At 69.8% G+C, this 23,317-nt stretch carries 26 protein-coding genes; 12 read left to right on the forward strand and 14 right to left on the reverse strand.

Annotated features, from left to right (window positions below):
• Positions 1 to 50 precede the first annotated feature (50 nt).
• The gene (locus ACFSVL_RS07330; protein ID WP_378301636.1) at positions 51 to 497 is read left to right on the forward strand and encodes an SRPBCC family protein; all 447 of its coding nucleotides are present in this window, start codon (positions 51 to 53) and stop codon (positions 495 to 497) included.
• Positions 498 to 581: 84 nt separating this feature from the next.
• On the forward strand, positions 582 to 1,340 hold the full coding sequence (locus tag ACFSVL_RS07335) for a polysaccharide deacetylase family protein (RefSeq protein ID WP_378301638.1): 759 nt from the start codon (positions 582 to 584) through the stop codon (positions 1,338 to 1,340).
• 171 nt (positions 1,341 to 1,511) lie between these two features.
• On the opposite strand, the gene ACFSVL_RS07340 is transcribed toward ACFSVL_RS07335, so the two are convergent.
• The 6 genes from ACFSVL_RS07340 to ACFSVL_RS07365 all read right to left on the reverse strand — a co-directional run bounded on the left by ACFSVL_RS07340 (position 1,512) and on the right by ACFSVL_RS07365 (position 9,380).
• Positions 1,512 to 4,100: a CHAT domain-containing protein gene (locus ACFSVL_RS07340; protein ID WP_378301640.1), complete on the reverse strand. Its 2,589-nt coding sequence runs from the start codon at positions 4,098 to 4,100 to the stop codon at positions 1,512 to 1,514.
• 53 nt (positions 4,101 to 4,153) lie between these two features.
• On the reverse strand, positions 4,154 to 4,639 hold the full coding sequence (locus ACFSVL_RS07345) for a carboxypeptidase regulatory-like domain-containing protein (protein WP_378301642.1): 486 nt from the start codon (positions 4,637 to 4,639) through the stop codon (positions 4,154 to 4,156).
• Positions 4,636 to 5,241, reverse strand: coding sequence for an RNA polymerase sigma factor (locus ACFSVL_RS07350; RefSeq protein ID WP_067583896.1), 606 nt, complete (start codon positions 5,239 to 5,241; stop codon positions 4,636 to 4,638). The genes ACFSVL_RS07345 and ACFSVL_RS07350 overlap by 4 nt, the downstream gene beginning before the upstream one ends.
• Before the next feature lie 1,875 nt (positions 5,242 to 7,116).
• Positions 7,117 to 7,257, reverse strand: coding sequence for a hypothetical protein (locus tag ACFSVL_RS07355; protein ID WP_378301644.1), 141 nt, complete (start codon positions 7,255 to 7,257; stop codon positions 7,117 to 7,119).
• A 100-nt stretch (positions 7,258 to 7,357) separates the two neighbouring features.
• Positions 7,358 to 8,107, reverse strand: a complete 750-nt coding sequence (locus ACFSVL_RS07360; protein WP_378301646.1) for an SGNH/GDSL hydrolase family protein — start codon at positions 8,105 to 8,107, stop codon at positions 7,358 to 7,360.
• 640 nt (positions 8,108 to 8,747) lie between these two features.
• Entirely contained in the window at positions 8,748 to 9,380 is a 633-nt protein-coding gene (locus ACFSVL_RS07365) for an NAD(P)-dependent oxidoreductase (protein WP_378301648.1), read from the reverse strand.
• Between the two features lie 89 nt (positions 9,381 to 9,469).
• Here ACFSVL_RS07365 and ACFSVL_RS07370 point away from each other — a divergent pair, with 89 nt between their 5' ends.
• Positions 9,470 to 10,033 (forward strand): TetR/AcrR family transcriptional regulator, encoded by a 564-nt coding sequence (locus ACFSVL_RS07370; RefSeq protein ID WP_378301650.1) that lies wholly within the window; start codon positions 9,470 to 9,472, stop codon positions 10,031 to 10,033.
• On the opposite strand, the gene ACFSVL_RS07375 is transcribed toward ACFSVL_RS07370, so the two are convergent.
• Positions 10,030 to 10,515: a GbsR/MarR family transcriptional regulator gene (locus ACFSVL_RS07375; protein WP_378301652.1), complete on the reverse strand. Its 486-nt coding sequence runs from the start codon at positions 10,513 to 10,515 to the stop codon at positions 10,030 to 10,032. The genes ACFSVL_RS07370 and ACFSVL_RS07375 overlap by 4 nt on opposite strands.
• 94 nt (positions 10,516 to 10,609) lie before the next feature.
• On the opposite strand from ACFSVL_RS07375, the gene ACFSVL_RS07380 reads away from it, so the two are divergent.
• Both ACFSVL_RS07380 and ACFSVL_RS07385 read left to right on the forward strand, forming a co-directional pair.
• A complete protein-coding gene (locus ACFSVL_RS07380; protein ID WP_378301654.1) occupies positions 10,610 to 11,509 on the forward strand; it encodes an ABC transporter ATP-binding protein in 900 nt (299 codons plus the stop codon).
• Complete coding sequence (locus ACFSVL_RS07385; RefSeq protein ID WP_378301656.1) at positions 11,506 to 13,101, forward strand: ABC transporter permease; 1,596 nt, start codon at positions 11,506 to 11,508, stop codon at positions 13,099 to 13,101. The genes ACFSVL_RS07380 and ACFSVL_RS07385 overlap by 4 nt, the downstream gene beginning before the upstream one ends.
• Positions 13,102 to 13,103: 2 nt before the next feature.
• Here ACFSVL_RS07385 and ACFSVL_RS07390 read toward each other — a convergent pair whose 3' ends face one another.
• Entirely contained in the window at positions 13,104 to 13,448 is a 345-nt protein-coding gene (locus ACFSVL_RS07390; protein ID WP_378301658.1) for a hypothetical protein, read from the reverse strand.
• A gap of 119 nt (positions 13,449 to 13,567) precedes the next feature.
• Here ACFSVL_RS07390 and ACFSVL_RS07395 point away from each other — a divergent pair, with 119 nt between their 5' ends.
• The gene (locus tag ACFSVL_RS07395) at positions 13,568 to 14,785 is read left to right on the forward strand and encodes an MFS transporter (RefSeq protein ID WP_378301660.1); all 1,218 of its coding nucleotides are present in this window, start codon (positions 13,568 to 13,570) and stop codon (positions 14,783 to 14,785) included.
• Here the strand turns inward: ACFSVL_RS07395 and ACFSVL_RS07400 are convergent.
• Positions 14,782 to 15,327: a TetR/AcrR family transcriptional regulator gene (locus tag ACFSVL_RS07400; protein WP_378301662.1), complete on the reverse strand. Its 546-nt coding sequence runs from the start codon at positions 15,325 to 15,327 to the stop codon at positions 14,782 to 14,784. The genes ACFSVL_RS07395 and ACFSVL_RS07400 overlap by 4 nt on opposite strands.
• 187 nt (positions 15,328 to 15,514) lie before the next feature.
• Between ACFSVL_RS07400 and ACFSVL_RS07405 the strand changes: the two genes are divergently transcribed.
• The gene (locus ACFSVL_RS07405) at positions 15,515 to 16,285 is read left to right on the forward strand and encodes a nuclear transport factor 2 family protein (RefSeq protein WP_378301663.1); all 771 of its coding nucleotides are present in this window, start codon (positions 15,515 to 15,517) and stop codon (positions 16,283 to 16,285) included.
• Here the strand turns inward: ACFSVL_RS07405 and ACFSVL_RS07410 are convergent.
• Positions 16,275 to 17,117, reverse strand: a complete 843-nt coding sequence (locus ACFSVL_RS07410) for an NmrA family NAD(P)-binding protein (protein WP_378301665.1) — start codon at positions 17,115 to 17,117, stop codon at positions 16,275 to 16,277. The two genes, ACFSVL_RS07405 and ACFSVL_RS07410, sit on opposite strands and share 11 nt — an antisense overlap.
• 86 nt (positions 17,118 to 17,203) lie before the next feature.
• Between ACFSVL_RS07410 and ACFSVL_RS07415 the strand changes: the two genes are divergently transcribed.
• The gene (locus tag ACFSVL_RS07415; protein ID WP_378301667.1) at positions 17,204 to 18,184 is read left to right on the forward strand and encodes a helix-turn-helix transcriptional regulator; all 981 of its coding nucleotides are present in this window, start codon (positions 17,204 to 17,206) and stop codon (positions 18,182 to 18,184) included.
• Here the strand turns inward: ACFSVL_RS07415 and ACFSVL_RS07420 are convergent.
• The 3 genes from ACFSVL_RS07420 to ACFSVL_RS07430 all read right to left on the reverse strand — a co-directional run bounded on the left by ACFSVL_RS07420 (position 18,150) and on the right by ACFSVL_RS07430 (position 19,872).
• Entirely contained in the window at positions 18,150 to 18,935 is a 786-nt protein-coding gene (locus ACFSVL_RS07420) for a metal-dependent hydrolase (RefSeq protein WP_378302016.1), read from the reverse strand. The two genes, ACFSVL_RS07415 and ACFSVL_RS07420, sit on opposite strands and share 35 nt — an antisense overlap.
• Positions 18,936 to 18,993: 58 nt before the next feature.
• Entirely contained in the window at positions 18,994 to 19,347 is a 354-nt protein-coding gene (locus ACFSVL_RS07425; protein WP_378301669.1) for an STAS domain-containing protein, read from the reverse strand.
• Between the two features lie 219 nt (positions 19,348 to 19,566).
• Positions 19,567 to 19,872, reverse strand: a complete 306-nt coding sequence (locus tag ACFSVL_RS07430) for a WhiB family transcriptional regulator (protein WP_378301671.1) — start codon at positions 19,870 to 19,872, stop codon at positions 19,567 to 19,569.
• 150 nt (positions 19,873 to 20,022) lie between these two features.
• Between ACFSVL_RS07430 and ACFSVL_RS07435 the strand changes: the two genes are divergently transcribed.
• The 3 genes from ACFSVL_RS07435 to ACFSVL_RS07445 all read left to right on the forward strand — a co-directional run bounded on the left by ACFSVL_RS07435 (position 20,023) and on the right by ACFSVL_RS07445 (position 21,696).
• A complete protein-coding gene (locus tag ACFSVL_RS07435) occupies positions 20,023 to 20,439 on the forward strand; it encodes an anti-sigma factor (RefSeq protein WP_182893754.1) in 417 nt (138 codons plus the stop codon).
• Entirely contained in the window at positions 20,436 to 21,212 is a 777-nt protein-coding gene (locus ACFSVL_RS07440) for a SigB/SigF/SigG family RNA polymerase sigma factor (RefSeq protein WP_378301673.1), read from the forward strand. The genes ACFSVL_RS07435 and ACFSVL_RS07440 overlap by 4 nt, the downstream gene beginning before the upstream one ends.
• A 64-nt stretch (positions 21,213 to 21,276) precedes the next feature.
• Entirely contained in the window at positions 21,277 to 21,696 is a 420-nt protein-coding gene (locus tag ACFSVL_RS07445; RefSeq protein ID WP_378301675.1) for an ATP-binding protein, read from the forward strand.
• Here the strand turns inward: ACFSVL_RS07445 and ACFSVL_RS07450 are convergent.
• Entirely contained in the window at positions 21,642 to 22,178 is a 537-nt protein-coding gene (locus ACFSVL_RS07450; RefSeq protein ID WP_378301677.1) for a hypothetical protein, read from the reverse strand. The two genes, ACFSVL_RS07445 and ACFSVL_RS07450, sit on opposite strands and share 55 nt — an antisense overlap.
• Positions 22,179 to 22,303: 125 nt before the next feature.
• Here ACFSVL_RS07450 and ACFSVL_RS07455 point away from each other — a divergent pair, with 125 nt between their 5' ends.
• Entirely contained in the window at positions 22,304 to 23,314 is a 1,011-nt protein-coding gene (locus ACFSVL_RS07455) for a LuxR C-terminal-related transcriptional regulator (RefSeq protein ID WP_378301679.1), read from the forward strand.
• The last annotated feature ends 3 nt before the right edge of the window (positions 23,315 to 23,317 follow it).

The following is a 23,317-nucleotide window of genomic DNA, read 5'->3' on the forward strand; positions in this document are numbered from 1 at the left end:
CGTCCGGGATTGATTTGTCGCTCGGTCAACAACGTGTACAGGGAGCTTTCATGCCGGGTCGCAGGTATTCGTACGAGGTGAACCGGGTGAGCACCGCGCCGCCGTCCGTGCTGTTCCGGCTGGAAAGCGACGGGACGCTGTGGTCGACGTGGGCGCGCCCGCTGGTGTGGCAGTCCCGCTGGTCCGCACTCGGCGACGACGGCCGGGTCGGCGCTGTCCGGGAAGTCGGATTGTGGCCGGTTCTGGCGCACGAACGAACTCTCGAATACGTACCGGATCGGCGGCACGTCTACACATTCGACGGTTTCAGCCCGGTCCACGACTATCGTGCGGAGGTGGTGTTCACCCCGAACGCCCACGGCGGCACGGATCTCCGCTGGTCGGGTTCGTTCGCCGAACGCATCCCCGGAACGGGTCCCGCCGCCCGCGCAGCGTTGCGCGGCGTGATCGGATTTCTCGCCACGCATTTGGTCAAAGCGGGCAACCGTGCGGGCTGACCGGGTGCGCTGCACCACAACGATCAACTAAGGCCGGAGCACAGACGTCATCCCCTCGGGTGACCCCGAGGGAAAGGAACCAGCATGGCGAAGCGATGGCTGGCGGCGGCAGTGGCCGGTTTGCTCGTGCTGTCGGCATGCTCCAGCCCGGATTCGAAGCAATCCCCGGAACAGGCGAACCCCGCGCCAGGCGCCGCGAAGCCAGGCCCGCCGCCCGGCCCGTACCCGTTCGGCACCGTGCAGCAGAAGGCCCCCGCGCTCGAGGACGGCAAGGTCGGCGTGGTCCGCCGCATCCAGACCGACAAACCGTACGTTTTCATCACCATGGACGACGGCGCGGTGAAGGACCCGTCGGCACCGAGCCTGATCCAGCAGTCCGGCGGACATCCGGTGCTGTTCCTGAACAACCGGTACGTGAAGGGCCACGAGGCATACTTCAAGTCCATCCTCGACTCGACCGGCGCGGTGCTCGGCGACCACACGGTCAACCACCCGAACCTCAAGGGCAAACCGCTGGACTTCCAGAAAAAGGAAATCTGCGACGACGCCGACGACTTCCAGAAGTCGCTCGGCGTGCGCCCCACCCTGTTCCGCCCGCCGTTCGGCAACTACGACCAGAACACCCTGAAGGCCGCGGCACTGTGCGGCATGCGCGCGACGGTCCTCTGGACCGCCTCGGTCAACGACGGAGTCGTCCAGTTCCAGGTCGGCGACAAGCTCCGCCCCGGCGACATCGTGCTGATGCACTTCCGCAAGACCTTCAAGGAAGACTACGAAGCGTTCATCGCCCAGGCCAAAAAGGACGGCCTGACCCCGGTGCCCCTAGCCGACTTCCTGGGCTGACCCGGGCTCGCGCGGCTCGTGCGTGCTGGCACCGGTTCTAACCGGCATCGCCACTCACGAGCCGTCCACCGCGCACCGCTTCCCGCCGCCCGCTCACCGACCGTCGTGAGTGGCAATCCCGGTTCTAACCGCGATCGCCACTCACGAGCCCGCCGCTGCCCCCAGCCGCGCTCAGCCAGCCCCGAGGCACACGAACGGCCGCCGCATCGGGTCGACCGCCACCGCTTCGGCCAGCGCCAACGCGGGCGAAGTCCCCTCGGCCAGCCGCCGGTGCAGGTCGGCCATCGTGTCCGCCGCCGCTCGGTCTCCCACCCGTGCCACCGCGCCGATCACCGTCCGCGAGCCGCTCGCCAGCAGCGTTCCCGCGAAGCCCAGCGCTTCCTCGCCCGGCCGGATGTGGCTCATCGCCAGCTCGCACGCGGCCAGCACCACCCGTTCCGGCGGGTTCGCGAGCCGGGTCGTCTCGTGGGCGAACAGCGGGCCGTCGACCAGTTCGATGCGGGAGAACAGCGCGTTCGCCGGCTCGTGCGCGCCGTGCGCGACCACGTGTGCCAGACGGGTGCCGTTCAGCGCGGTCAGGACTGTGGCGCTCGTCGCGGCGTCGCCTTCGACCAGTTGCGCTTCCGGATACACCGAGCGCAGCTTGCTCACCTCGCCGACCGCGCCCGGCACGCCGGGGCCGCCCGCCAGCAGCACCGGCCCGTCCTCCGCCGGCCGTTTCGCGGTGATCCACGCGGTCGCCGACGGCGCGATCGACACCGGATGCCCGCGCAGCGACGGCAGCGCGCCCCACGGCATCGCGTACAACTGTCCGATCGGGACGATCACCAGCTCCCGATCGTCGAGAGTTTTGACCAGTGACGCGGAAATCAACGCGTCGAGCTTCTCCGCGCGACGGCGTGCGGACGCGGACACCGTCTCGGCCAGCATCGGCGGCAGGTGGTCCGGCGCGAGGGCGTCGAGGTCGGCGTGCAGCTGGGTCGCGGTCTCCACGATGTCGTCCAGCGGCCCCAGCTTGAGCAGCCGGAACGTCCCCCGGTCGACGACCACCGAGTACAGCTGATTCTTGTACGGCACCAAACTCACCAGCACACGGTCGCCGAGCGCGGCGACGACCTCGTCCGGCGTCGCGACCGGACGCGGGCGGCCCCACTGGCTCGTGTACCAGCCGAGCCTGCTCGCCTCGCGCTGCAGCACGGTGTACCGCTGCTCCAGCGCCTTCACCGGTTCGCCCTCCAGCCGGGCGCGCTGAATGGTGCGCTGGACGTGCCGCATTTCGTTGATGTGCTTGGCCAGCACCGGATCCTCGATCACCGGCAGCGGTTCGTACCGGTAAACCTGTGCCCGGGTCCGTTCGAGCCACGCGAACATCCGCCGCGCGCCCGCCGCGTTCCGCCGCGCGCGCCGCAGCACGAGCCGCATCGCCAGCCTGCCCAGTTCCTCGCCGTGCACGGCCGTGCCGCACACCAGGTCGAGCCCGCCCATCCGGTCGCGGATCGTGCCGAGTTCGCGCAGTCCGGCACGAGCCTGCGCGAGCGCGGCGCGCGGCCGGTCCTCGGCGACGGCCAGTTCCGCGCGGCACAGCCGAAACAACATCCGGTGGTCGATCGGCGACGTCGCGCGCGGGGCGGGCACGTGCGTGAGAACGAGCGAGGCTTCGGCGATTTCCTTGCGGCGGATCAACAATCGCACCGCGAAGAGCCGCGCGACCGCTGCCTCGTCGCGCAGCCCGAGCGCGGCCAGCCGTTCGGCGATGGAGACGAGTTCGGCGGGCAACCGCGAGGTGGAGCGGCCTTCGCGGTCCGACAGCACCTGCTGCGCTTCGGCTCGAAACCGGGCCAGACCGGCGATCTCGGCCCAGGTTCGGTTGCCGCGGCGGAGAAATCGGCGGCGCGCGTCCGACGCGGACTTTCGCGCCAACGCGAAATCGCCCTCCAGCAACGCGGCCGCCGCCCGCGCGACCTCGGCTTCCGCGATGTGCTGGCCGGATCCGTTGGTGCGCAACTCCGGCAGCGCCTCGTCGAGGTGCCGTCCCGCCTCGTCGGCGAGCCCCGCGGTGAGCAGCGCGCGGGCCTGGTCGAGCCGGATCAACGGGATCGAGCCGGGCGATTCGGTGACGAGGATCCGCGCGGCCTGTTCGTAGCTGGACAACGCCTGCGGGACGTCGCCGATGAGCTGCGCGTGGTCGCCGAGGTTTTGCCGGATCTTGCCTTCGAGCCGGGTATGCCCGTTTTCGCGGGCGAAGTCGAGCGCGCGCTCAAGGTCGGCTTGCGCGGCATTCGGCTGGTTCAGCGCCATGTGCCCGAGCGCTCGGTTCATGAGCATGATCACCAGGGTACGGCGGCCGTCGTCGAATTCGGCCTCGATCCCGGGAATCACCGCGTCGTAAACCGAAAGCGATTCGCTGAACCGCCCGCCGCGCATCAGCACGACCGCGCGCTGGCCGGTGACCAGCAACCCCAGTTCGCGGACGGCTTTGCTCTCCGGGAGCTGGTCGCGAAGCTGCCGCGCGGTTTCCAGGTGCGCGAGACCGGCGTCGGTGGACGCGACCTCGGCCTCGGCCGCGCCGAGGCTCACCAGTACCCGCACCTGCAGTTCACGATGCTCAGGCAGAGGTTCGGCGACGCGTGCCAGCCGCGTGAGCGCACTGCGGAACAACCGCACCGCGACTCCGGGCCGCTGGTCGGACGCGGCGGCCCGGCCGCGCGCGTACAGATCAGACGCCGCCGCGATCGTTCGATCATGGACGGGCGCGGACACGGACTCTATGGGAGCACACCTCCGCCACTCTCCATAACGCCCGTCCGGGTTTCTCAGAGCACGACGGTCGGTGTCACCACGGTGCGGCGATGCGCGCCGGCGCCGAGGTGCACGAGGATCTGCGTGGTTCCGCAGGGGACGCGTTCGAGCACGAACCGGCCGCCCTCGTCGGTCGCCGTCGCGAACGTGCCGTGATCGGCGACCCGGACCTCCACGTCGTACTCGCCCGCGGGCGCGAGCCAGCCGTCGATCCGGTGCACCTTCCCGATTTTGGTCAGGTTGATCATCACGGTCAGGTCGCTGACGGTGAACGTGATCGTCCCGGTCGCCGTGCTGCGCACGCCGGCCAGTTCATCGAGCCGTTCCCAGCGCGCGACCTCGACGTCGAGGTTCTCGAGTTCGAGCGCGAACTGGACCCGCTGCACCAGATCTTCCGGCGGCGGGTCGATTTCCTCGAGGAACCGGCCGATGTCCGCCAGAATGGCCTCGTCGTCCGGAATCGCGTGGCCGTGTCCCGGCCTGCCGATGTTGTCGCTCACCGGGCACCCCCTTCTCCTGCGAGCAGATCGCGCATCGAGTCGAGGCAGCGCCCCCTGGTGGGCCCCACGCTGCCGCGCGGCATCTGCATAGCCTCGGCGACCGCGCGGTACTCCGCACGGCCGGCGAGGACGGTCAACCGCAGCAGCTCCTGGCAGCGTGCGGGCAGGCGGAGGAAGGCGCGCCAGACCCGGCGATCCCGGTCGGCGCGAACAGCTTCCTCCTCAGGCGCGGGATGATCGCTCTCCAATGTCGCGGCGACCTCGTCCGACAACGGCACCGGCTGCGCACGCCTGCCGTACGGACGAGTCGCCTCGCGACGAGTCGTGGTGATCAGCCACGCGGCGAGCGCGCGCGGATCGCGCAGCTTCGCCAGCTGGCTGAACAACGCGAGCCACACCGTCTGGACCACATCCTCGGCCAGCTGCCGGTCCAGCCCGTTGGCGCGCGCGACATGCCACACCAGCGGCGTCAGCTCGTCGACCAGCTTCGCCATGGCACGCCGATCACCGCCCCGAGCCGCTTCCATGCAAGCGGCATGCAGGTCGGCGCCGGTCAGGCCTTCCCAGGGCGGGTCTACCTCGGTGGTGTGCACGTCGGTCACCGTAGCTGCCTCACTCCGGAGGTGGGCCGACACGGGCGACAGAGCCTCCGGTCGTGTCGGCACGGCTCCGGTCGTCGTGGGTCGGCTCTCCGGTCGGGTACCGGATCGATCGTGAATTGTGCGCGCTCTTTCAGTGGGTGCGGTGATGCGGATGGTGTCCAGGGGCACGGTGTGTGCCCAGTGGGTGGGCTCTTGGTTGAGGAGCAAACAACTGGCGCTGGGATACATCAATCTCTGACTTCGCTGGATGAATTTTTCACTTGAGCCGGTTTTGGGCGGCTTTGGCACGGTTCTTCCTGTCCTGCGCGGCGGCGTTTGCGCAGTTCAGCCAGGTTTTGACGGGTTCTGGCGGGTGCCGGGGCGCGACCGGCCGGGCTCCCCCTCCGGCACGGCCGCGCCCCGACAGCTCCGTTTGGACCCGATGAGTCCCCCAACGACCCATCGCGCCCCGCCGGCCCGGTTCGGCCGAACGGATTCCTCCCCTGAATCCACCCGGCATCCCCGGTCCGGAAGCTGCCGCTTCCCTCACCAGACCCGCCGGACTGGCTCGGCTGGACGGATCCCTCCCCCGAATCCGCCCACCCAGGCCAGCCCGGCTCCGCAGGCTCTCCGACCAGGCGGGTTCCTCCCCGAACCCGTCTTGCCGGACCGCCCGCACGCCTCGTTGAGCAGGCTCGCGAGGCCCTGGTGACCAGGCGGTTTTCTCCCGCCTGGCCGGGCCTGCAAGCCGACTCCGCCATTCCTGCCGGACCGGCTCCGCGAGCCTGTCAACCGGCCGGATCCCTCCCCGGATCCCGCCGGTCAGACCGCTCGCGCGCCAGACAACCTGACGGTTCCCTCTCGAAACCCGCCAGACCGAACCGGCCACCGGCCGACCTGTCAGTCCCGCCGGGACGATTGCGACGCCGTCGACCAACCGGACCCTCCCCGGATCCGCCGGCCGAGCAGCTCGCCAGCCACCCCGTCAGTCCCACCAGAACGACCCGCGACGCCCGCCGACCAGCCAGATCCCTCCCCAAGATCCGCCAGCCGAACAGCTCGCCAGCCACCCGTCGGTCCCACCGGAACGACCCGCGACGCCCGCCAACCGACCGGACCCCTCCCCGGATCCGCCGGCCAGACGGGCCCACGAGTCAGTTCCGCCGGACCGGCCCGCGATGCCGGTCGGCCGCATGGATCCCTCCCCGGATCCACCCAGCCGGACCAGCCCACGAGCCAAGTCCGCCAGTCCCGCCGAACTAACCCGCGAGCCCGCCAACCGGCTGGATCCCTCCCCGGATCCCGCCAGCCAGACCGGCCCGCGAGCCAAGTCCGCCAGTCCCGCCGGACCAGCCCACGACGCCCGCCGACCGACCGGATCCCTCCCCGGATCCGCCGGCCGGACCGGCTCGCGAGCCAGTTCCGTCCGTTCCGCTGAGCCGGCCCGCGAAGCCCTCCAGCTGGACAGCCCCTCCCCGGACCTGCTCAGCCGAGCCAGCTCGCGAGCCGGTTCGCCGGTACTGGTCAGTCGCGCCGTTCCGGACGGCTCGGAAAGCCGGTCGGGTCCCCTCCGAACCCGTCCGGCCGAACCGGGTCCCCCAGACCCGGGCCGAGCTGAACCGGACCGGCGGCGTCGCCAGTCCCTCGTCACGTCGTTCGTCTCACTTCGCGCCGGCCAGCGGCCTGGTCGCCCCCTTGCTCCGACCAGGCCGACGGCCCCGCGGTCGCGCGGGTGCGCACCGGCCGGCGAGAACTGCTCGTCCGCGCCGACCGGTACTCCCCGCCCCCAGGGGAACCCGCTTCTCTTCGGGCTCCGCCAGACGGAGTTCCTCCCCGAACCCCGCCCGGCCGACGACGTCCGGCAGCCCCCTCGGCTCCCGGCCGCCGCCCGTCCGGCTACTTGGCAGTGCCGTGGTCGTCGAGCGGCTCGTGGTTGCCGTCCGGCTGCACTCCCCGGTTCGCCCCGGGCGCGGGGCTCGTGTTGACAGGCGGAACGGTGGTTCCCGGCTGCCGCTCGTCGTTCTGATCCGCAGGCATGTGGCCCTCCCTTTCCCTTGGTTCGCCCTATAGGACGCATCCAGGGTGCGCCTAGATACACGGAGCGCCAAAGTTTTTGGGATTTTTGTGAATCAGCCGGTCAAGACGGCCGTCCCACCTCCCCCGGATGCCAACCGTCAGTGACGATCGGTAACCCCTCCGAGAGCGCGGCGGCCCAGGCGCGGTAGCCCTCCGGTCCAGGATGGAAACGGTCGGCAGCGAACATCCCCGGACGGAGCAATCCCGGCACCAACGGGACATGCGCGACCCCGGGAAGCCGGGTCAGCGTGCGCGCCGCCCCGTCGAGCGCGACGGACCGCGCGCCCAGTACGTCCCGGAGCGGCCGGGGCAAGGACGGGAAGCTCGCGAGCGGCGGCACGCCCGCGAGCAGGACCGGGACGTCGCCGATCCGCCGCCGCACCTCCACGATGATCGCCAGCAAATCCCGGCGGTACCGCGCGGCCGAGTGCAGTTCCAGGGTGTCGTTCACGCCGAGGACGACGACCACGAAGTCAGCCGGGCGGACCCGCGGCACCAGCTCGTCGAGCACCATTCGCGCCGACGCGCCGGTGATGCCCAGCGCCTGCCATCGCACCTCCCGATCCGGGTGCCCGCGGGCCAGCCCTTCCGCGAGCTGGCCGGTGAGCGCTTCGGCGTGCGTGAGCGCGCCGACGCCGTCCACCGTCGATTCGCCGATAACGGTGAGCCGCAGCGGCCGCCCGGTGCCGTGAGTGCCCTCGATCGGCCCGCTGGCCCCAGGGAGCCGCGGGGTCGTCCGGCGCACCCGGACAGCCTGCGCGACGAGGACGGGGGCCAGCAGGAAGAGGAGGAACAACCGAAGAACTGCCATGCCGACGACAGTAACGAGGAGGCACGACAGATCCGGGCTCGTGGAGGGAGTTGTCCACAGGGGATGTGAGTTGTGGATAACCCTGGGGATGGTTTGGGGAAAGCGGTGCTGAGCAGGAGGGACGGTGTTGGCTGGGCGCTGTTCCGGCAGGCGGGTTGAGCAGGGGATTAGCGGTGTTCGGCGGGAGATTCGGCACGGGGTTCCCGGTGGGAGATTCGGCACGGGGTTCCCGGTGGCAGGTTGAGGGCCGTTTCCGGGGAGCGAGGTTGAGAATTCGGGGGCGAGAGCGTGACGGCGGTGCCGGGATGGACAACGCGAGCAGAGCACGGGTGAGGTGGGAACGAGCAGCGTCGGCGATTGCCGACACGGCAACCGACTTCGGCCCCAGCAGAAAGCTGCGTTCACCGGCGCGCATCGCTGCCGCTGGTCCGCGCGGATGTCTGCATTCGCAGACATCCGCAGTCCCGCCCGTGACGAGGAGCTTTCGCCGTGCACCACGCCCACCGGCGTCGCACCGCGAACAGCCTCCGGGCAGGAGGCACCACCGCCCGGTTGTCGGCAATCGCAGACAGTCCCCACCCCACGAGAAGCCGCGAGCCACAGGCAGCCCACCCAAGTTGTCGGCAACTGCAGACACCCCTCACCCCTGAGCGATCGACACCGTCTTCCCCACCAGCGACTCATCCTCAGCCGCGTCCAGCAAATACCGGGCCACGTTCGCCCGCGAGATCTGGAAGCTTCCCCGCACATCCCGCCCCACCTGGCTGCGTACCCGGTCCCGCGCGGGCTTGTCGGTCAGCCTCGTCGGGCGCACGATCGTCCATCGCACCTCCGGAGTCTGATGCAGGATCGACTCCATCACCTGCAGGTCGGCGTAGCCGTTGCGCAGCACGGCTCCCAGCAACGGCTTCAGCAGCAGCCGAGCAAAGACACTGTCCCCCTCCGCGGGCAGGCCGGACGCGCTCACCACCACGAACCGCGTCTGTGAGCCGCGCAGGGCGGTCACTACGGAGCGGGTGCCGTCGGAATTGACGGTCGTTGGTTTGAGGTCCGATGGGCCGAGAGCCAGGACGACGGCGTCACGGCCGGTTACGGCGTCGGCCAAGCCCGGGTCGGTCAGGGAGTGAATCGCGACGTCCAATCGGGGGTGTGCGGGGATCGTCAGTCGCGCCGGGTCGCGGACTACGGCGGTTACGTGCCAGCCGCGGGCCAGTGCTTCCCGCACCGCCAGGCCGCCGATTCGGCCGCTCGCGCCTAGGACGGTGATCTTCATCAGAGACCTCCAAGAGGGGTGAGTGAACACTTACCAGCTAGGGTGAGTGAACACTCACCACGCTGAGAAGACCCTCAGGGAGCATGCGCATGGGTAGCCGGGAGGAGATCGTCGCCGCGGCGGCGACGGTGATGCGGGAGCGCGGATACGCGCACGCCACGACCAAGGCGATCGCGCAGGCCGCGGGATACTCGGAAGCCCTGCTGTACAAGCATTTCCGCGACAAGACCGCGCTCTTCCTTGCCGTGCTTAACGAAGAGTTGCCCGATCTCGTCGCTACGACCGCGAGGCTCGCTGAAGCACCGGAGAAAGCCCAGCTCAGCGACAATCTCGCCGAGCTGACCACGACGGCGTTGGCGTTCTACTGCGCGAGCTTCCCGATCTCCGTCTCCATCTTCTCCTCGCGCGACCTGCTCCGCACCCACCGCGACACCCTCGAAAACGGCCCTGACCTGCCGATTCAGCACGTCGCCGGCTACCTCGCCGCAGAGGTGAAGATCGGCAGGCTGCCCAGCGATCTCGACGTCGACGCGGCCGCCCGGTTGCTGCTCGGCGCGTGTTTCCAGGAGGCGTTCCTGGCGTCCTTCGAGGAACGCCCGCCGCGGCCGGACCTGGTGGACCGGCTCGTCGCGACGTTCGCCAAGATCGGCTAGTCGCGGTTCTTCCGCAGCTCGTGCCAGCGGTCGTACAGGTTGTTGACCTCGACCAGCATGAACGCCAGGAAGTCCCGCATCTCGGCCAGCCGCTTGCCGGCCGGCGTATCCGCGCCGAGGGCGTCGATGCCGTCGGTGGCCGCGTCGCGCCACATGATCAGGAAGCGGTCGCGCTTAAGGAAAGTCGCGTACCAGAGGTCGTCGTAGAGCCGGTAGTGGTCACGGCGCTCGCCGGGTTCGCGGACCTTCGTCACCAGGCCGATCTGGTCCAGATACCGCACCGCGCCGGAGATCGCGGCCGGGCTGACCGACAGCTGCTCGGCAAGTTCGGCCGCCGTCAGCTGTCCCGAATCCGTGGTCATCAATGCCGCGAACACCCGCGCTGACATGCGCTGCATGCCGATCTGGGACATCACCAGACCCAGGCTTTCGACGTATCGGCGGACGGCGTCCTCGTCGCGTTCTGTCTCAGGCGTCGTCATCCGTTCATCCTCTCCCACGGCCGCACCGAAGATCACTCGGTCCAGACGTTTTCTTAACTTCACAACTTCGTGAAAAGAGTGTAGCTTCCGAACCATGGGAAACGCCATTGCGATCTCCGGCTTGCACAAGGCATTTGGCCGGGTAAAGGCCCTCGACGGCCTTGATCTTCAGGTTCCCGCGGGGGAAGTGCACGGATTCCTCGGCCCGAACGGCGCCGGGAAGTCCACCACCATCCGGGTGCTGCTCGGGCTGCTGCGCGCCGATTCCGGCGACGTCCGGCTGCTCGGCGGCGACCCGTGGCGCGACGCGGCGAGCCTGCACCACCGGCTCGCCTACGTGCCGGGTGACGTCAATCTTTGGCCCAACCTGTCCGGCGGCGAGGTCATCGACCTGCTCGGCAGGCTGCGCGGCGGGCTCGATCAGAAGCGCCGCGAGGAACTCGTCGAGCGCTTCGACCTCGACCCGCGCAAGAAGGGCCGCACGTACTCGAAGGGCAACCGGCAGAAGGTCGCCATCGTCGCCGCGCTCGCGTCCACTGTGGACCTGCTGCTGCTCGACGAACCGACCTCGGGCCTCGACCCGTTGATGGAGGCCACCTTTCAGGAGGTCATCCAGGAGGAGCGCGCGCAGGGTCGCACGGTGCTGCTGTCCAGCCACATCCTCGCCGAGGTGGAAGCCTTGTGCGACAAGGTAAGCATCATCCGCAACGGCCGTACCGTCGAATCCGGCACGCTCGCCGAGCTGCGGCACCTCACCCGCACCTCCATCACCGCGGAGCTGTGCGGACCGCCGAACGGACTGGCCCGGCTCTCCGACGTGCACGACCTCAAGGTGGCAGGCAACCGCGTCCGCTTCGACGTGGAGACGCGCTCGCTCGAGGACGCGCTGCGCCAGATGACCCAGATCGGCGTGCGCAGCCTGGAGAGCCGTCCGCCGACGCTGGAGGAACTGTTCCTGCGCCACTACGCCGACGAACTCGAGGCCGGGAAATGACCCGCACGCTGGTCGGCACCGGACCGCTGATCCGGCTCGCGCTGCGCCGCGACCGGATTGTCCTGCCGATCTGGATCGTGCTGCTCAGCATCATCCCGGTGGCCACGATCAGCAGCTACGACCAGTTCTATCCGACCGCCGCGAGCCGGGCGGGACTCGTCACGTCGGCGGCCGCGAACCCGTCGTTCGCGCTGCTCTACGGCCCGGCGTTCAACCTCGGCACGGCGGGCGGGTTCATCGCCTGGCGGATGGGCGGGTTCCTGGCGCTGCTGACCGGCCTGATGGCCGTCTTCACGCTCGTCCGGCACACCCGCGCGGAGGAAGACACCGGCCGCGCCGAGCTGCTGGCGTCCACTGTGGTCGGCCGGTACGCGCCGCTGACCGCCGCGGTCGCGGTGACCGGCGGGGCAAGCGTGCTGATCGGTCTGCTGCAAGCGATCACGCTGGCTTCGAAGGTTCCCGCCGCGGGATCCGTCGCGCTCGGCGCGAGCACCGCGTTGGCTGGCTTGGTCTTCACCGGCATCGCCGCGGTGGCCGCACAGCTCGGCGAGTACTCACGCACCGCGAATGGCATCGGCACGGCGGTGCTCGGCGTCGCGTTCTTGTTGCGTGGCGCGGGTGATTCGACCACCGACGCGCACTGGCTGTCGTGGTTGTCGCCGCTCGGCTGGGCGCAGCAGATCCGGCCGTTCGCCGAAGAACGTTGGTGGGTACTGATTCTGCCCATCGTGACCGCACTCGTGCTGCACGTCGTGGCCTACGCGCTGCTGCCACGCCGTGACGTCGGCGTCGGCCTGCTTCCGCCGCGGCTCGGACCCAGCGAGGCCGCACCGTCGCTGCGCTCGCCGTTTGCGCTGGCCTGGCGGCTGCAGCGGGGTCCGTTGCTCGGCTGGCTGGTCGGGCTCGCGGTCGGCGGCGCGTTGTTCGGGACGATCGCGCAGGGCATTTCCGGCCTGGTCGGCGGCACCGAACAGAGCAGGCAGATCTTCGAACGGCTCGGCGGTTCACACGGACTGGTCGACGCGTTCCTCGCGACGATGGTGAGCCTGTTCGCGATGCTCGCTTCGCTCTACGGCGTGCAGGCGACGCTGCGGATGCGCACCGAGGAAACCGCGGTCCGGCTCGAACCGCTGCTCGCCACCCGGGTCGGACGGTTGCGCTGGGCCGCGAGCCACCTGGTGTTCGCGTTCCTCGGCAGCGCGTTGCTCGTGCTCGTCGGGGGCGTGCTGCTCGGGCTGTCGAACGGGCTGCGCAGCGGTGACGTCGGGGGTTCGGTCGGGAACACGGTCGCGGCCGTGGCGGTGCAGGTGCCCGCGACGTGGGTGATCGTCGCGGTGGCCGCGCTGATCTTCGGGTTGCTGCCGAAACTGGCGACCGCCGCTTGGGGTGTGGCGGCGCTGGCGTTGCTGATCAGCCTGTTCGGGCCGGTCGTCAACGTGCCGCAGGTGCTGCTGGACGTCTCGCCGTTCCAGCATCCGCCGAAGGTGCCCGGCGAGGTCTTCACCGCGCTGCCGCTGATCGTGCTGCTTGCGGTCTCGGCGGTCGTGCTGGGGGCGGGACTGGCCGGCTGGCGGCGGCGCGACGTCGGCTGACGTCAGCGTTCGTCGCCGCGGAAGAACCCGGCGGTCGGGCTCAGTGTGGTCGGCGGGGGTGCCGGCGGGTTCGACGGAGCCGGGGTGACCGACACCGTGGCCGTGGTGGTCCGCGGCGGCGGAGCCGGTGGGGCCTGCGGGCGATGGGTCACGGTGATCGGCGGCAGAGGGAGGCCGGTCACCGTGACCGTCACCTGCTGTGCGGGCGGCGGGCTGGGCGGTGCCGATTCCCTGGCCGGACGCGGAGTGCGACCGGCGACCAGCAGCGCGGCGACGAGCAGGCCGCCAGCCAGCCCGGCCAGACCGGTCACGACGACATAACCCCAGGTGGGAGCGGTGTCCGTCATCCGGCACCTCCTCGCCGCACGGTCACTCGGCTACGAGGGTCTCGTCGCGTTGATCATAGGCGTCGTTACGCACTGTGCAACTTGATATATACCGGCTCAACTTATATAACACTAATCCTATGAGGGGGATTCTTCGCTCGCCGGATTTCCGGCGGCTCTGGCTCGCCGACGGCCTCAGCCAGGTCGGCAACCGCATCGACTTCCTGGTGATCCCGCTGCTGGCCACCACCACGCTCGCCGCGTCCGTGGTCGAGGTTTCGCTGCTGCGGACGCTGAGCACGCTCCCGTACCTGCTGATCGGGCTGCAGGCGGGCGCGTGGTGCGACCGGATGCGGAACCTGCCGGTGCTGATCACCGCCGACCTCGGCCGCGCGCTGCTCATCGGCTCGGTGCCGCTCGCCGCGGTGTTCGGATCGCTGACGCTGGTCCACCTGTACGTCGTCGTGCTGCTGGCCGGGGCGTTCACCGTGTTCTTCAACGTCGCGCACTCGACGTACCTGCCGAATCTCGTCGAACGCGGCCAGCTGCCCGAGGCGAACGCCCGGCTGCAGACGAACCTGTCCGTCGCCGCGATCGCCGGGCCTGGCCTCGGCGGGTTCATCGTGCAGTTCATCGGGAGCGCGGGCGCGATGGCGGTCGACGCGCTGACCTATGTGTGGTCGGCCGCGTGGCTGCGCCGCATTCGCACGCCGGACGTGCGGCCCGAGCCCGCCGAGCGGAACCTCCGCCGCGAGATCGGCGAGGGACTGCGGACCGTGCTGCACAACCCGATCCTGCGGGCGATCGCCCTGCACAGCGCCGCGTCGAGCCTGTTCCAGTCGATGTTCATGGCGGTGTCGATGGTGTTCATGGTCCGCGACCTGCACGTCGCACCGTTCATGATCGGCTTGCTCGGCACGGTCGGACTCTTCGGCGCGCTGCTCGCGAGCGGCGTCGCGCGACGGCTCGGCGCTCGCTTCGGCGCCGCGCGGGCGTTGTATTTCGGTGCCGCCGTGTACAGCGTTTCGTTCCTGCTCAACGCTTTCGCGACGCAAGGCTGGGGTCTCGCCTGGTGGGTCGCCGGCGGTTTCGGGTCCAGCTTCGGGATCATCGTGCTCGGCATTTTCGAGACGAGCTTTCAGCAGGCCATCACGCCGCGGGAGTTGCTGGGGCGCGTGTCCTCGGTGTCGCAGACCGTCGTCTTCGGCATTACCCCACTCGGCAGCCTGATCGGCGGCTTTATCGCCGAACTCACCACAACCCGGGTCACGCTGTACGTCTGCGGCATCGGAATCCTTGCGACGTCGACGATTCTGCTCGCTTCGCCGCTTCGCACGATGCGCGACCTGCCGGACTAGACCTTGCGCAGACCGTCGAGCAGCACGCGCACGAGATGCCGGCTGTCCGGCGTAAACCGCTCCACCGCCAGCGCGCCGACGATGAGCGCGCGCAGGTCTTCGCCGTCGATGTCAGTGCGTACCGCGCCTGCGGCTTGCGCGCGTTCCAGAAGCGCCGTGAGGTTCACGCGAAACCGCTCCGCCGCTTCAGCCTTGTACGCAGAACCGCTTGTCTCACCAAGCGCTTCGCAGATCGCACGGTTACGCGACGCCTGCTCTATGACACGCGTGAAGTAGTCGTAGAACACTTCGCCGGGCGCGTCAGAGTCGATCAACTCCTGCGCCTCGACGCCGTACTGCTCCAACCGCTCCACGACGACCGCCTGGAACAGCGCTTCCTTACTGGGAAAGTGCCGGTAGACAGTGCCCGCGCCGACGCCGGCCAGCCGCGCGATGTCGTCAAGCGGCACGGCGAGCCCGTCGACGGCGAAGGCCGCTTCGGCGGCAGCCAGCACGCGGGCGCGGTTTCTGCGCGCATCCGCGCGGAGCGCAGGCTTCTCCACCAGCGGCCTCCTCGGTTTCCAGCTCAAGTGGTGCGGTCGTCCGATTCTTCCTTGGAACGATCTCCGCCGCTTCTGACCGTGTCTCAGATCTCCAGACCCTCGTTGACAACCGGAGTTCATACTCCGTATCGTCAAAAGCGGGTGCACCGTTCCGATTATCCGCCCATCTCCCGTGAAGAGGTTTCTGATGCCCCGCACCGTGTCCGAAGTGGCCGAAATCGTCGCGAACGCACTGAGCGCCTTCGACGCCGCACCGCTCGCTGACGTCCTCGCCGAGGACGCCGTCTACGAAATCCCGTTCACCGGCCATCGCTCCGCCGGCCGGGACGCCGTCCTGGCCACGCTCGGCGCGGGCAGCGCGGTCGCGGCCCGGATCGGCCTGGAGAAAGTCGAGGTCACCACCACCGAAACCGCCGACGGATTCGCCGTCGAACTTGTCGCCGAGGGCCGCAATCCGCACACCGGCCACCGCTACCGGCTCCCGTCGTCGGCCGGATTGCTGACCGTGCGGGACGGCGAGATCACCCGGTACCGCGACTTCCCGAACAACGGCGCGGCGAGCACGTTGATGGGGACGAAGGCGGTGTTCGACCGCTTTCTGACCGCGGCCGTAGAGAACCGCTGGGACGATCTCGCCGACCTGTACTCCGAGGAGGTCGTGATCGAAATCCCGTTCGCGCCAGCCGGTGTGCCGAAGGTGACGCGGGACCGGGAGGAACTGCGCAAACGCTTCCGCGAAGCCGGCGACCGGCGGCGGATCACGAAGGCGGACCGGGTCGTGGTGCACGAGACCGCCGATCCGGAGGTGCTGGTGGCGGAGTACGACCTGCACTGGGAGTCCGAGGGCAAGGCGTATGTGTCGACGTACGCGATGGTGATGACGGTGCGGGACGGGCGGATCGTGCACTCCCGGGACTACTCGGGGCCGCCCGTCCTTCAAGACTCGGTCAGCCGATGAAGTCCGCTCGGTGGTCGGCCGCCCATTGCACGTAGCTGCGCGGTGGGTGTCCGGTGAGCTGCTCGACGAGATCGTTGACCGGCGCGGGTTTGCCGACCGTCCCGGCCATGAGGTCGAACAGCGCCGCCAGGAACGCGGGGTCCATGAACTGGCTCATCTGCTCCCGGACGGGCTCCGGGTCGAGGTCTTCAACGACGAGCGGCCGGCCCAGCGTTTCGCCGAGGATCCGGACCTGCTCCGTCTGGGTCAGCGAGTCGGGGCCGGTCAGGTCGTAGGCCTGTCCGGCGTGGCCGCCGTCGAGCAGGATCCGGGTGGCTGCCTCGGCGACGTCCCGCTCGTGCACGGCACTGAAGGCCGCCTCGGTGTAGGGCGCGCGGATGACGTCGCCGCCCTGCAGCTGCATCGCGAACGTCAAGGAGTTGATGGCGGGGAAGAGCAGCCGCAGGAACGTCCGCTCGATCCCGGTCGCCTCGACGGCCCGCTCGACGTCGCGGTGGTACTGGGCGATCACGTCGGGCTGCTGGTCGGCTCCGGGCACGACCGCGCCTGAGGACAGCAGCACCAGCCGCCGCACCCCGGCCTCGACCGCGGCAGCCAGCAGCGGCGCGACGTCCATCCCGTACTGGAGGACCAGGAAAGCGGCCTCGACCCCGGCGAGCGCAGGCGGCAGGGTTTCGGGCTTGGTCAGATCGCCCTGGACGACCTCGACGCCTTCCGGGAGCCCGGCCCGCTCCGGCGTACGAGTCAGCGCCCGCACCGGCACGCCCGCGGCGGCCAGTTCCTCGACTGCCTGACGTCCGAAGTGGGCCGTGGCTCCGATGACGAGATACATGCGTTTCCCCCGTGCTGTTTGGGTCTGGCCTCAGCGTAGGAAGGGTTTAGGCAAGGTACGTTCCTATTCGCGGGGATACTGAAGAAATGCTGGAAACCTCGGCACGGCTGCTGCGCCTGCTCTCGCTGCTCCAGACGCCGCGCGACTGGACCGGAACCGAACTGGCCGAACAGCTGTCGGTCAGTGCCCGGACCATCCGCAACGACGTCGAACGCTTGCGCACCCTCGGCTATCCGGTCCACGGCACGCGGGGCGCGGTGGGCGGTTACCGGCTCGGGGCCGGTGCCGCGCTGCCGCCGCTGCTGCTCGACGACGAGGAGGCGGTCGCGGTCGCGATCGGGCTGCGCACCGCCGCCGGCGGCACGATCACCGGAGTCGAGGAGACCTCGCTGCGGGCGCTGGCCAAACTGGAAAAGGTGCTGCCCGCCCGGCTCCGGCGGCGGGTCGACGCCATCCAGCGCTACGCCGTCGCGGTGCCCCGGGACGACCCTGGCCCGCGCGTGGACGCGGACGCGCTCAGCACCCTCGCCGCCGCTTGCCGCGACCATGACCGCGTGCGCTTCGACTACCGGAGCCACGACGGGTCTGAGAGCCGTCGCGACGTGGAGCCGTATCAGCTGGTCAACTGGGGTCGGCGGTGGTACCTCGTCGGGTTCGACGTCGAGCGGGACGACTGGCGGAACTTCCGGGTGGACCGGATCAGCCTGCGTACCCCCGGCGGTCCTCGGTTCGTTCCCCGCTCGCTTCCGGAGGAGGCGGTCGACCGGGTACGGCGGGGTGCGTCGTCAGCGGCATGGCGGTACCGGGCGCGGGTCGTGGTGGAGGTGTCCGCGGAGCAGCTTGCGGAGCGGATCACTCCGGCGATTGGCGTTGTCACGGCGGTCGATGACGACCGGTGTGTGCTGGATACCGGGGCGGACAGCGTCGAGACTCTTGCTGTTCATCTCGGGTCGCTCGGGGTTGATTTCACCGTGGGGGAACCGCCGGAACTGGTTGAGGCGCTGCGGGTTCTCGGGGAGCGGTATCGGCGGGCTACTGAGTCGCGGTCTGCGAAGCGGACGGAGTGAACAAATGCTCCACAGTGGACACCGACCACTCCCACACCCCCGGCACCAGCAGCACCCCCACCAGCGCGAACACCGGGAACACCACTCGCGTCTCCACCTTCTTCCCGGTGTGCAGCCGCAGCGGCTTGGGCGGGCGGATCTCGTACCAGGTCTCCCCCGCGATCGGCAGCGGGAACAGGAACGGACATCCCGACACGGTCAGCGAATCGCCGAGGCAGTGCACGAAACACCCGGCCGCGACGGCTACCCCGAGCCAGCCCGAGATGTCCGCCAGCTGGGCTACCCGGTCATCCGGTGCGGTGAAGTACCACCAGGCCACCGCGCCGCCGTAAGGCAGCAATAGCCAGTCGCCCAAGGCGGCGACGGCTAGCAGTAGTCCGAACAGAAGCACGCCCAGCACGGCCCAGGCCCCGCCAGCCGAGCAGCCCGCGGAGGTCGCCGCGCCTAGGGCTACGGCGAACAAGAGGGTGTGCGAAAGGTGCCGGTGCGTCCCGGTCACCTTCTCGTCACGCGGGCCTTTCGTCAGCGCGTATACCGCTGCAGACACCCGGCGCAGCAGCCAGGACAACGCGCCGGTCAGCCAGCCGAACAGGCGGGTGGCGCTGGCGCTGGGATGGTCGAGGTCCGGCAGCAGCGCGAACCCGGCCGTGGTGGCCGCGAAGACCACCGCTTGGTGCACTGTGCCGACGCCGGCCACGGGTGCCAGGGCGAGCCCCGCGCACCAGCCGGTGAGGGCGTGCGTGCGCCCCATCATGATGGTCGTCCCCCAGGTCGCGAGCCATTTTTCAGACCGCGACCGTATCGGGAGATCAGGCCGGGGGTTCCTCCGACACGCTCAGGTGTTCGGCCACGCCGGTGAGTTCGATCACCCGGCTGACCGCCGCGCTCGGGACGACCTCGAGTTCGACGTTCTGCTCGCCGGCCTGGCGCTGGGCGTGCAGGACGACGTTCAGCGCCGAAGAATCGAAGAAGGTCACCCCGGTGAGGTCGGCCACCACGCGACGGGAATTCTTGTCCGCGATCAACCCGGCAAGAGCTTCCTGCAGCTGCGGGCTGGTGAGCAGATCGAGCTCACCCGTGACCACCACCCTCGGCTCGGCGGCCGCGGTGTCCAGCGTGATGCCGAATCCGGGCGGAGTGGCGTTCTGGTCGGCTGCGGGCATGCAGTTTCTCCTCGTCAGGCGCTGCTCCTGCGCCGGTACGCGCCTGTAGTCTCAAGCGGCAACCGTGTCACGGTCCCAAGCATCTGGAGACTCAACCCTAACCCAGTGGGTGACTGAGTCCGCGTCGGCACATGGCTACACCTTGGCGAGCGGCCAGACAGCGGACACACAGCACCCCGCGCGCCGCAGGTGGGCGCGCGGGTCGTGGGGCCGGTCGGCTCAGGCGGACACCGTCTTGCGCTTCGCCCGCCGTTCGCGCATGAACAGCTCGCGGCGCTCGATCTCGCCGAGCCCGCCCCAGATCCCGTACGGCTCTTCGACGGTCATCGCGTGCTTGCGGCACTGCGCCAGCACCGGGCAGGTGTGGCAGATCGCCTTGGCCCTGGACTCCCGGCGTTCCCGCGCGGAACCGCGCTCGTTGTCGGTATGGAAGAACAGGCTGCTGTCCGCGCCGCGGCACGAGCCCCGAAGCTGCCACTCCCACTCCTCGGCCACCACGTTCGGCAGCCGGCTCACGTCAGCCATGTCGTCCCCACCTTTCCCGGGATCAGCACTCGACCGCTACATGCCCGCCGGTCGCGGCGGTCAAACCCGGGTTTGGTTTGCTCACCCCCCGGGCATGTGGCAGATCGGGCACGAAAGACTGGCGAGGCAACGCCGGAGAGAGGACCGCACGTGGAGGAGAACGCCCCGCTCGAGCGCGAGGACGCACAGCTCATCGAGGTGCGGACGGCGGCTATCCCGCACGTGGTGCCCACTCTGCGCACCATCGTCGCCGACATCGCCATGCGCCAGGACTTCGACCTCGACGCGGTCGAGGACCTGCGGATGGCCGTGGACGAGGCCTGCTCGATGCTGCTCCCCTCGGCCGCCGACGGCAAGCTGACCTGCGTGTTCTCCTGGCTGGAGGGCCGGATCGAGGTCACTGTGTCGGTTGTCTCGGACCGCGCCGACCACGGCGACGAGACCGGATTGTCCTGGCAGCTGCTGACCGCGCTCGCGACTTCGGCGCGGCGCACCGTGACCCCGGCGAACGGCCGGTACCTCTCCCGGGTGCAACTGGTCCGGGAGAGTGAGGCGGCCAGCTCGTGACGAACCCCGCCGGCGGCGACAAGCCCACCGACGTGGCAGCACTGTTCCACGAGCTGACCGAGCTGCCTGACCGTTCGCCGCGCCGCGAGGAGATCCGGGACCAGCTGGTGCGCGAGCATCTCGAACTCGCGCGCAACCTCGCGCGGAAATTCCGCAACCGCGACGAGGCGATGGACGACCTCGTGCAGATCGCGACCGTCGGGCTGATCCACGCGGTGGACCGCTACGACCCCGCGCAGGGCACCGATTTCCTGGCCTTCGCGGTGCCCACGATTTCCGGCGAACTGCGGCACCACTTCCGCGACAACAGCTGGTCGGTCCGGGTGCCACGACGGCTCAAGGAACTCAACGCGACGATCTCGGCCGCGCGCGAGGAGCTGACCGTGCGGCTGTCCCGCGCGCCGAAGCCCAGTGAGATCGCCCGCCATCTCGGGGTGCCGATCGAGGACGTCTACGAGGGCCTTCGGGCCGGTCAAGGCCGTTACGGGGCCTCGCTGGACAATCTGCTGGAGAACTCCGCGCACACCCGCTTCGGCGCGCCGGACGCGAACCTCGGCCAGGCCGAATTGCGCGAGGCGCTGCGGCCGATGCTGGACAGCCTGCCCGAGCGCGAACGCAAGATCGTGGCGTTGCGGTTCGGGTCCGGGATGAGCCAGTCGGACATCGCGCGCCGCGTCGGGGTTTCCCAGATGCAGGTGTCGCGATTGCTCGCGGCGACGCTGAAAAAACTCCGTACCGGACTGGCCGAGACGGACATCACCGAGGGCACCTGATTTGTCTTCGGCCCAGTTGGGTAGATACCACTTGCGAGCACAGCGGTCGGGAGGTGCGAAGGCCATGACGACGTCGAGGATGCCAACCAGGAGCACCGGGGCGGCCGCCGCCACCGTGCGCCTGGAGCTTCCGGACGACGTCACCGCGCCCGCCATCGCGCGGGCACAGGTCCGCGCCGCGCTCGCCCAGCTCGACATCCCCGCCCAGCTGCGCGACGACGTGCTGCTGGCGACGTCCGAACTGGTCACCAACGCCTTCGAGCACGGCGACCGGCCGGACCGGCTCGAACTCCGTCTCGACAACGGTGAGCTGATGGTGCGGGTCTTCGACACTTCTGCCGCCCTTCCGCAGTTGAGGGAACCGGTTGCGCCGTCCGCGGCGCGCAGCCGCGGGCTCCAGCTGGTGCGCGCGCTGTCCCGGCGCTGGGGTTACGACCCGGCCGAGGGCGGGAAGTGCGTCTGGGCGGCATTCGCCCTCAGCTGACGACGGCTTGCCACCGCGAGCCCGGCGGCACCGAGCAATCCCAGTCCGACGCCTAGCCAGCCCACGATCATCCGCGGCCGTTCGGCCGCCGCACAGCCCGCCACGGCGTGCGCGTCCGGGATCGTGTCGGTTTCCGGCGAGGTGAGTGCCGTCCCGCAGCCGACCCGGACGCTGGTGACGGAATCCGGAGGATCACCGGGGCCGAACATGTCCTTGGACAGTCCCAGCATCTGATCGCTTCGTGTCCCGTAGAGGGTCTCGACGTGGTATGGATTTCCGTCGCCGTCGAGGTAATAAAGGGCAGTCACCGGAAGCAGGAAGAAGACGATCCCGGCGACGAAGACCGCCGCGCTCGCGAGCCCGATCCACAGCGCGGGCCGCCGGGCCGGGTTGATCCGCGCGTGGTGCCCGGCGGCGTGCTCGCCGGTGAAGGCCTGGTCATCCGGGCCCGGGGACGTCGCGGGGCGGGGATCGTCGGTCATCGTCGAACCTCTCGATCGGGAGTGCCTCGGCCCGGTTGTAGTCCGGTTCGCCGGGACGGGTCCCCGGCGGGCGCTGTCCGGTTTTGTCTCGTTCGCTCCCGTTGCCGGTGCCTTACGCTCGCCGGATGCTGGACGCAATCGGGGTGACTGGGGACGAGGAGCGGGTCTACCGGCTCCTCGTCGGGATGTTCGACGCCGGACCGCATCAGGTGGCCGATCAGCTGGGGCTGAGCCCGGCGCAGGTGTCGGCGATCCTGCGTTCGCTGCACGCCAAGGGGCTGGTCAGCCTGGTCGCCGGGGACGAGCCGCGGTACGCGCCGTCGCCGCCGGACGTCGCGTTCGGGCCGTTGCTGATGCGCGGGCAGGAATCGCTGGAGTGGGCGCGCACCGCGGTGAGCCGGATGGCCGAGGAGTACCGGGGCGGTGCGCGGCGGCGGGACGCGACGCAGCTGGTCGAGGTGATCACCGGCAGCGCGGCGATCCGGCAGCAGCTGACGAACATCCAGGTCGGTGCCCGGAACGAGCTGCTGTGGTTCTGCCGGGCCGGGCACATCGCGATGGCGTCCGGCGAGAACGCCGACGAGTACGACGCGCTCGCTCGCGGCGTGCGGTACCGGGTTGTCTACGAGCGGGCGATGCTGGAAGAGCCCGGCATGATCGAGAACGTCGCGCACGGGATCCGGCACGGCGAGGAGGCGCGGTCGTCCACCGTCGTGCCGGTGCGGCTGGCGATCGCGGACGGCACCATCGCGTTGTGCCCGCTGGTGCAGAACCTCGACGGCTCCGGCGAACCGACCGCCGCGCTGATCCGTGAGAGCAGCCTGCTGGCCGCGTTGATCGCGTTGTTCGAAAGCTATTGGGAACGCGCGTGGCCGCTGCGCGCGGACGGGACTCCGCAGGACGCCGAACGGACGCCCGGCGGCACCGGGCCGGACCGGGACGAGCGGCATCTGCTGTCGTTGCTGGTCGCGGGGGTCACCGACAAGGCGATCGCGACCCGGCTCGCGGTGAGCCAGCGGACCGTGCAGCGGCGGATCCACGACCTGATGTCCCGGATGCGGGTGCAGACCCGGATGCAGCTGGCGTGGGAGGTCAGCAGGCAGGGCTGGCTCGACGAGCCCGCGGCAGCCGGATAACCG

Source organism: Amycolatopsis silviterrae (assembly GCF_042684085.1).
Taxonomy (GTDB): Bacteria; Actinomycetota; Actinomycetes; order Mycobacteriales; family Pseudonocardiaceae; genus Amycolatopsis; species Amycolatopsis silviterrae.

Excerpts from the sequence above, each read along its gene's own strand:
- ACFSVL_RS07330 (WP_378301636.1), top strand. The coding sequence starts at position 51 with ATGCCGGGTCGCAGGTATTCGTACGAGGTGAACCGGGTGAGCACCGCG.
- ACFSVL_RS07335 (WP_378301638.1), top strand. The coding sequence starts at position 582 with ATGGCGAAGCGATGGCTGGCGGCGGCAGTGGCCGGTTTGCTCGTGCTG.
- ACFSVL_RS07355 (WP_378301644.1), bottom strand. The coding sequence starts at position 7,257 with ATGCCTGCGGATCAGAACGACGAGCGGCAGCCGGGAACCACCGTTCCG.
- ACFSVL_RS07360 (WP_378301646.1), bottom strand. The coding sequence starts at position 8,107 with ATGGCAGTTCTTCGGTTGTTCCTCCTCTTCCTGCTGGCCCCCGTCCTC.
- ACFSVL_RS07365 (WP_378301648.1), bottom strand. The coding sequence starts at position 9,380 with ATGAAGATCACCGTCCTAGGCGCGAGCGGCCGAATCGGCGGCCTGGCG.
- ACFSVL_RS07370 (WP_378301650.1), top strand. The coding sequence starts at position 9,470 with ATGGGTAGCCGGGAGGAGATCGTCGCCGCGGCGGCGACGGTGATGCGG.
- ACFSVL_RS07375 (WP_378301652.1), bottom strand. The coding sequence starts at position 10,515 with ATGACGACGCCTGAGACAGAACGCGACGAGGACGCCGTCCGCCGATAC.
- ACFSVL_RS07380 (WP_378301654.1), top strand. The coding sequence starts at position 10,610 with ATGGGAAACGCCATTGCGATCTCCGGCTTGCACAAGGCATTTGGCCGG.
- ACFSVL_RS07385 (WP_378301656.1), top strand. The coding sequence starts at position 11,506 with ATGACCCGCACGCTGGTCGGCACCGGACCGCTGATCCGGCTCGCGCTG.
- ACFSVL_RS07390 (WP_378301658.1), bottom strand. The coding sequence starts at position 13,448 with ATGACGGACACCGCTCCCACCTGGGGTTATGTCGTCGTGACCGGTCTG.
- ACFSVL_RS07395 (WP_378301660.1), top strand. The coding sequence starts at position 13,568 with ATGAGGGGGATTCTTCGCTCGCCGGATTTCCGGCGGCTCTGGCTCGCC.
- ACFSVL_RS07405 (WP_378301663.1), top strand. The coding sequence starts at position 15,515 with ATGCCCCGCACCGTGTCCGAAGTGGCCGAAATCGTCGCGAACGCACTG.
- ACFSVL_RS07410 (WP_378301665.1), bottom strand. The coding sequence starts at position 17,117 with ATGTATCTCGTCATCGGAGCCACGGCCCACTTCGGACGTCAGGCAGTC.
- ACFSVL_RS07415 (WP_378301667.1), top strand. The coding sequence starts at position 17,204 with ATGCTGGAAACCTCGGCACGGCTGCTGCGCCTGCTCTCGCTGCTCCAG.
- ACFSVL_RS07420 (WP_378302016.1), bottom strand. The coding sequence starts at position 18,935 with ATGGGGCGCACGCACGCCCTCACCGGCTGGTGCGCGGGGCTCGCCCTG.
- ACFSVL_RS07425 (WP_378301669.1), bottom strand. The coding sequence starts at position 19,347 with ATGCCCGCAGCCGACCAGAACGCCACTCCGCCCGGATTCGGCATCACG.
- ACFSVL_RS07430 (WP_378301671.1), bottom strand. The coding sequence starts at position 19,872 with ATGGCTGACGTGAGCCGGCTGCCGAACGTGGTGGCCGAGGAGTGGGAG.
- ACFSVL_RS07445 (WP_378301675.1), top strand. The coding sequence starts at position 21,277 with ATGACGACGTCGAGGATGCCAACCAGGAGCACCGGGGCGGCCGCCGCC.
- ACFSVL_RS07450 (WP_378301677.1), bottom strand. The coding sequence starts at position 22,178 with ATGACCGACGATCCCCGCCCCGCGACGTCCCCGGGCCCGGATGACCAG.
- ACFSVL_RS07455 (WP_378301679.1), top strand. The coding sequence starts at position 22,304 with ATGCTGGACGCAATCGGGGTGACTGGGGACGAGGAGCGGGTCTACCGG.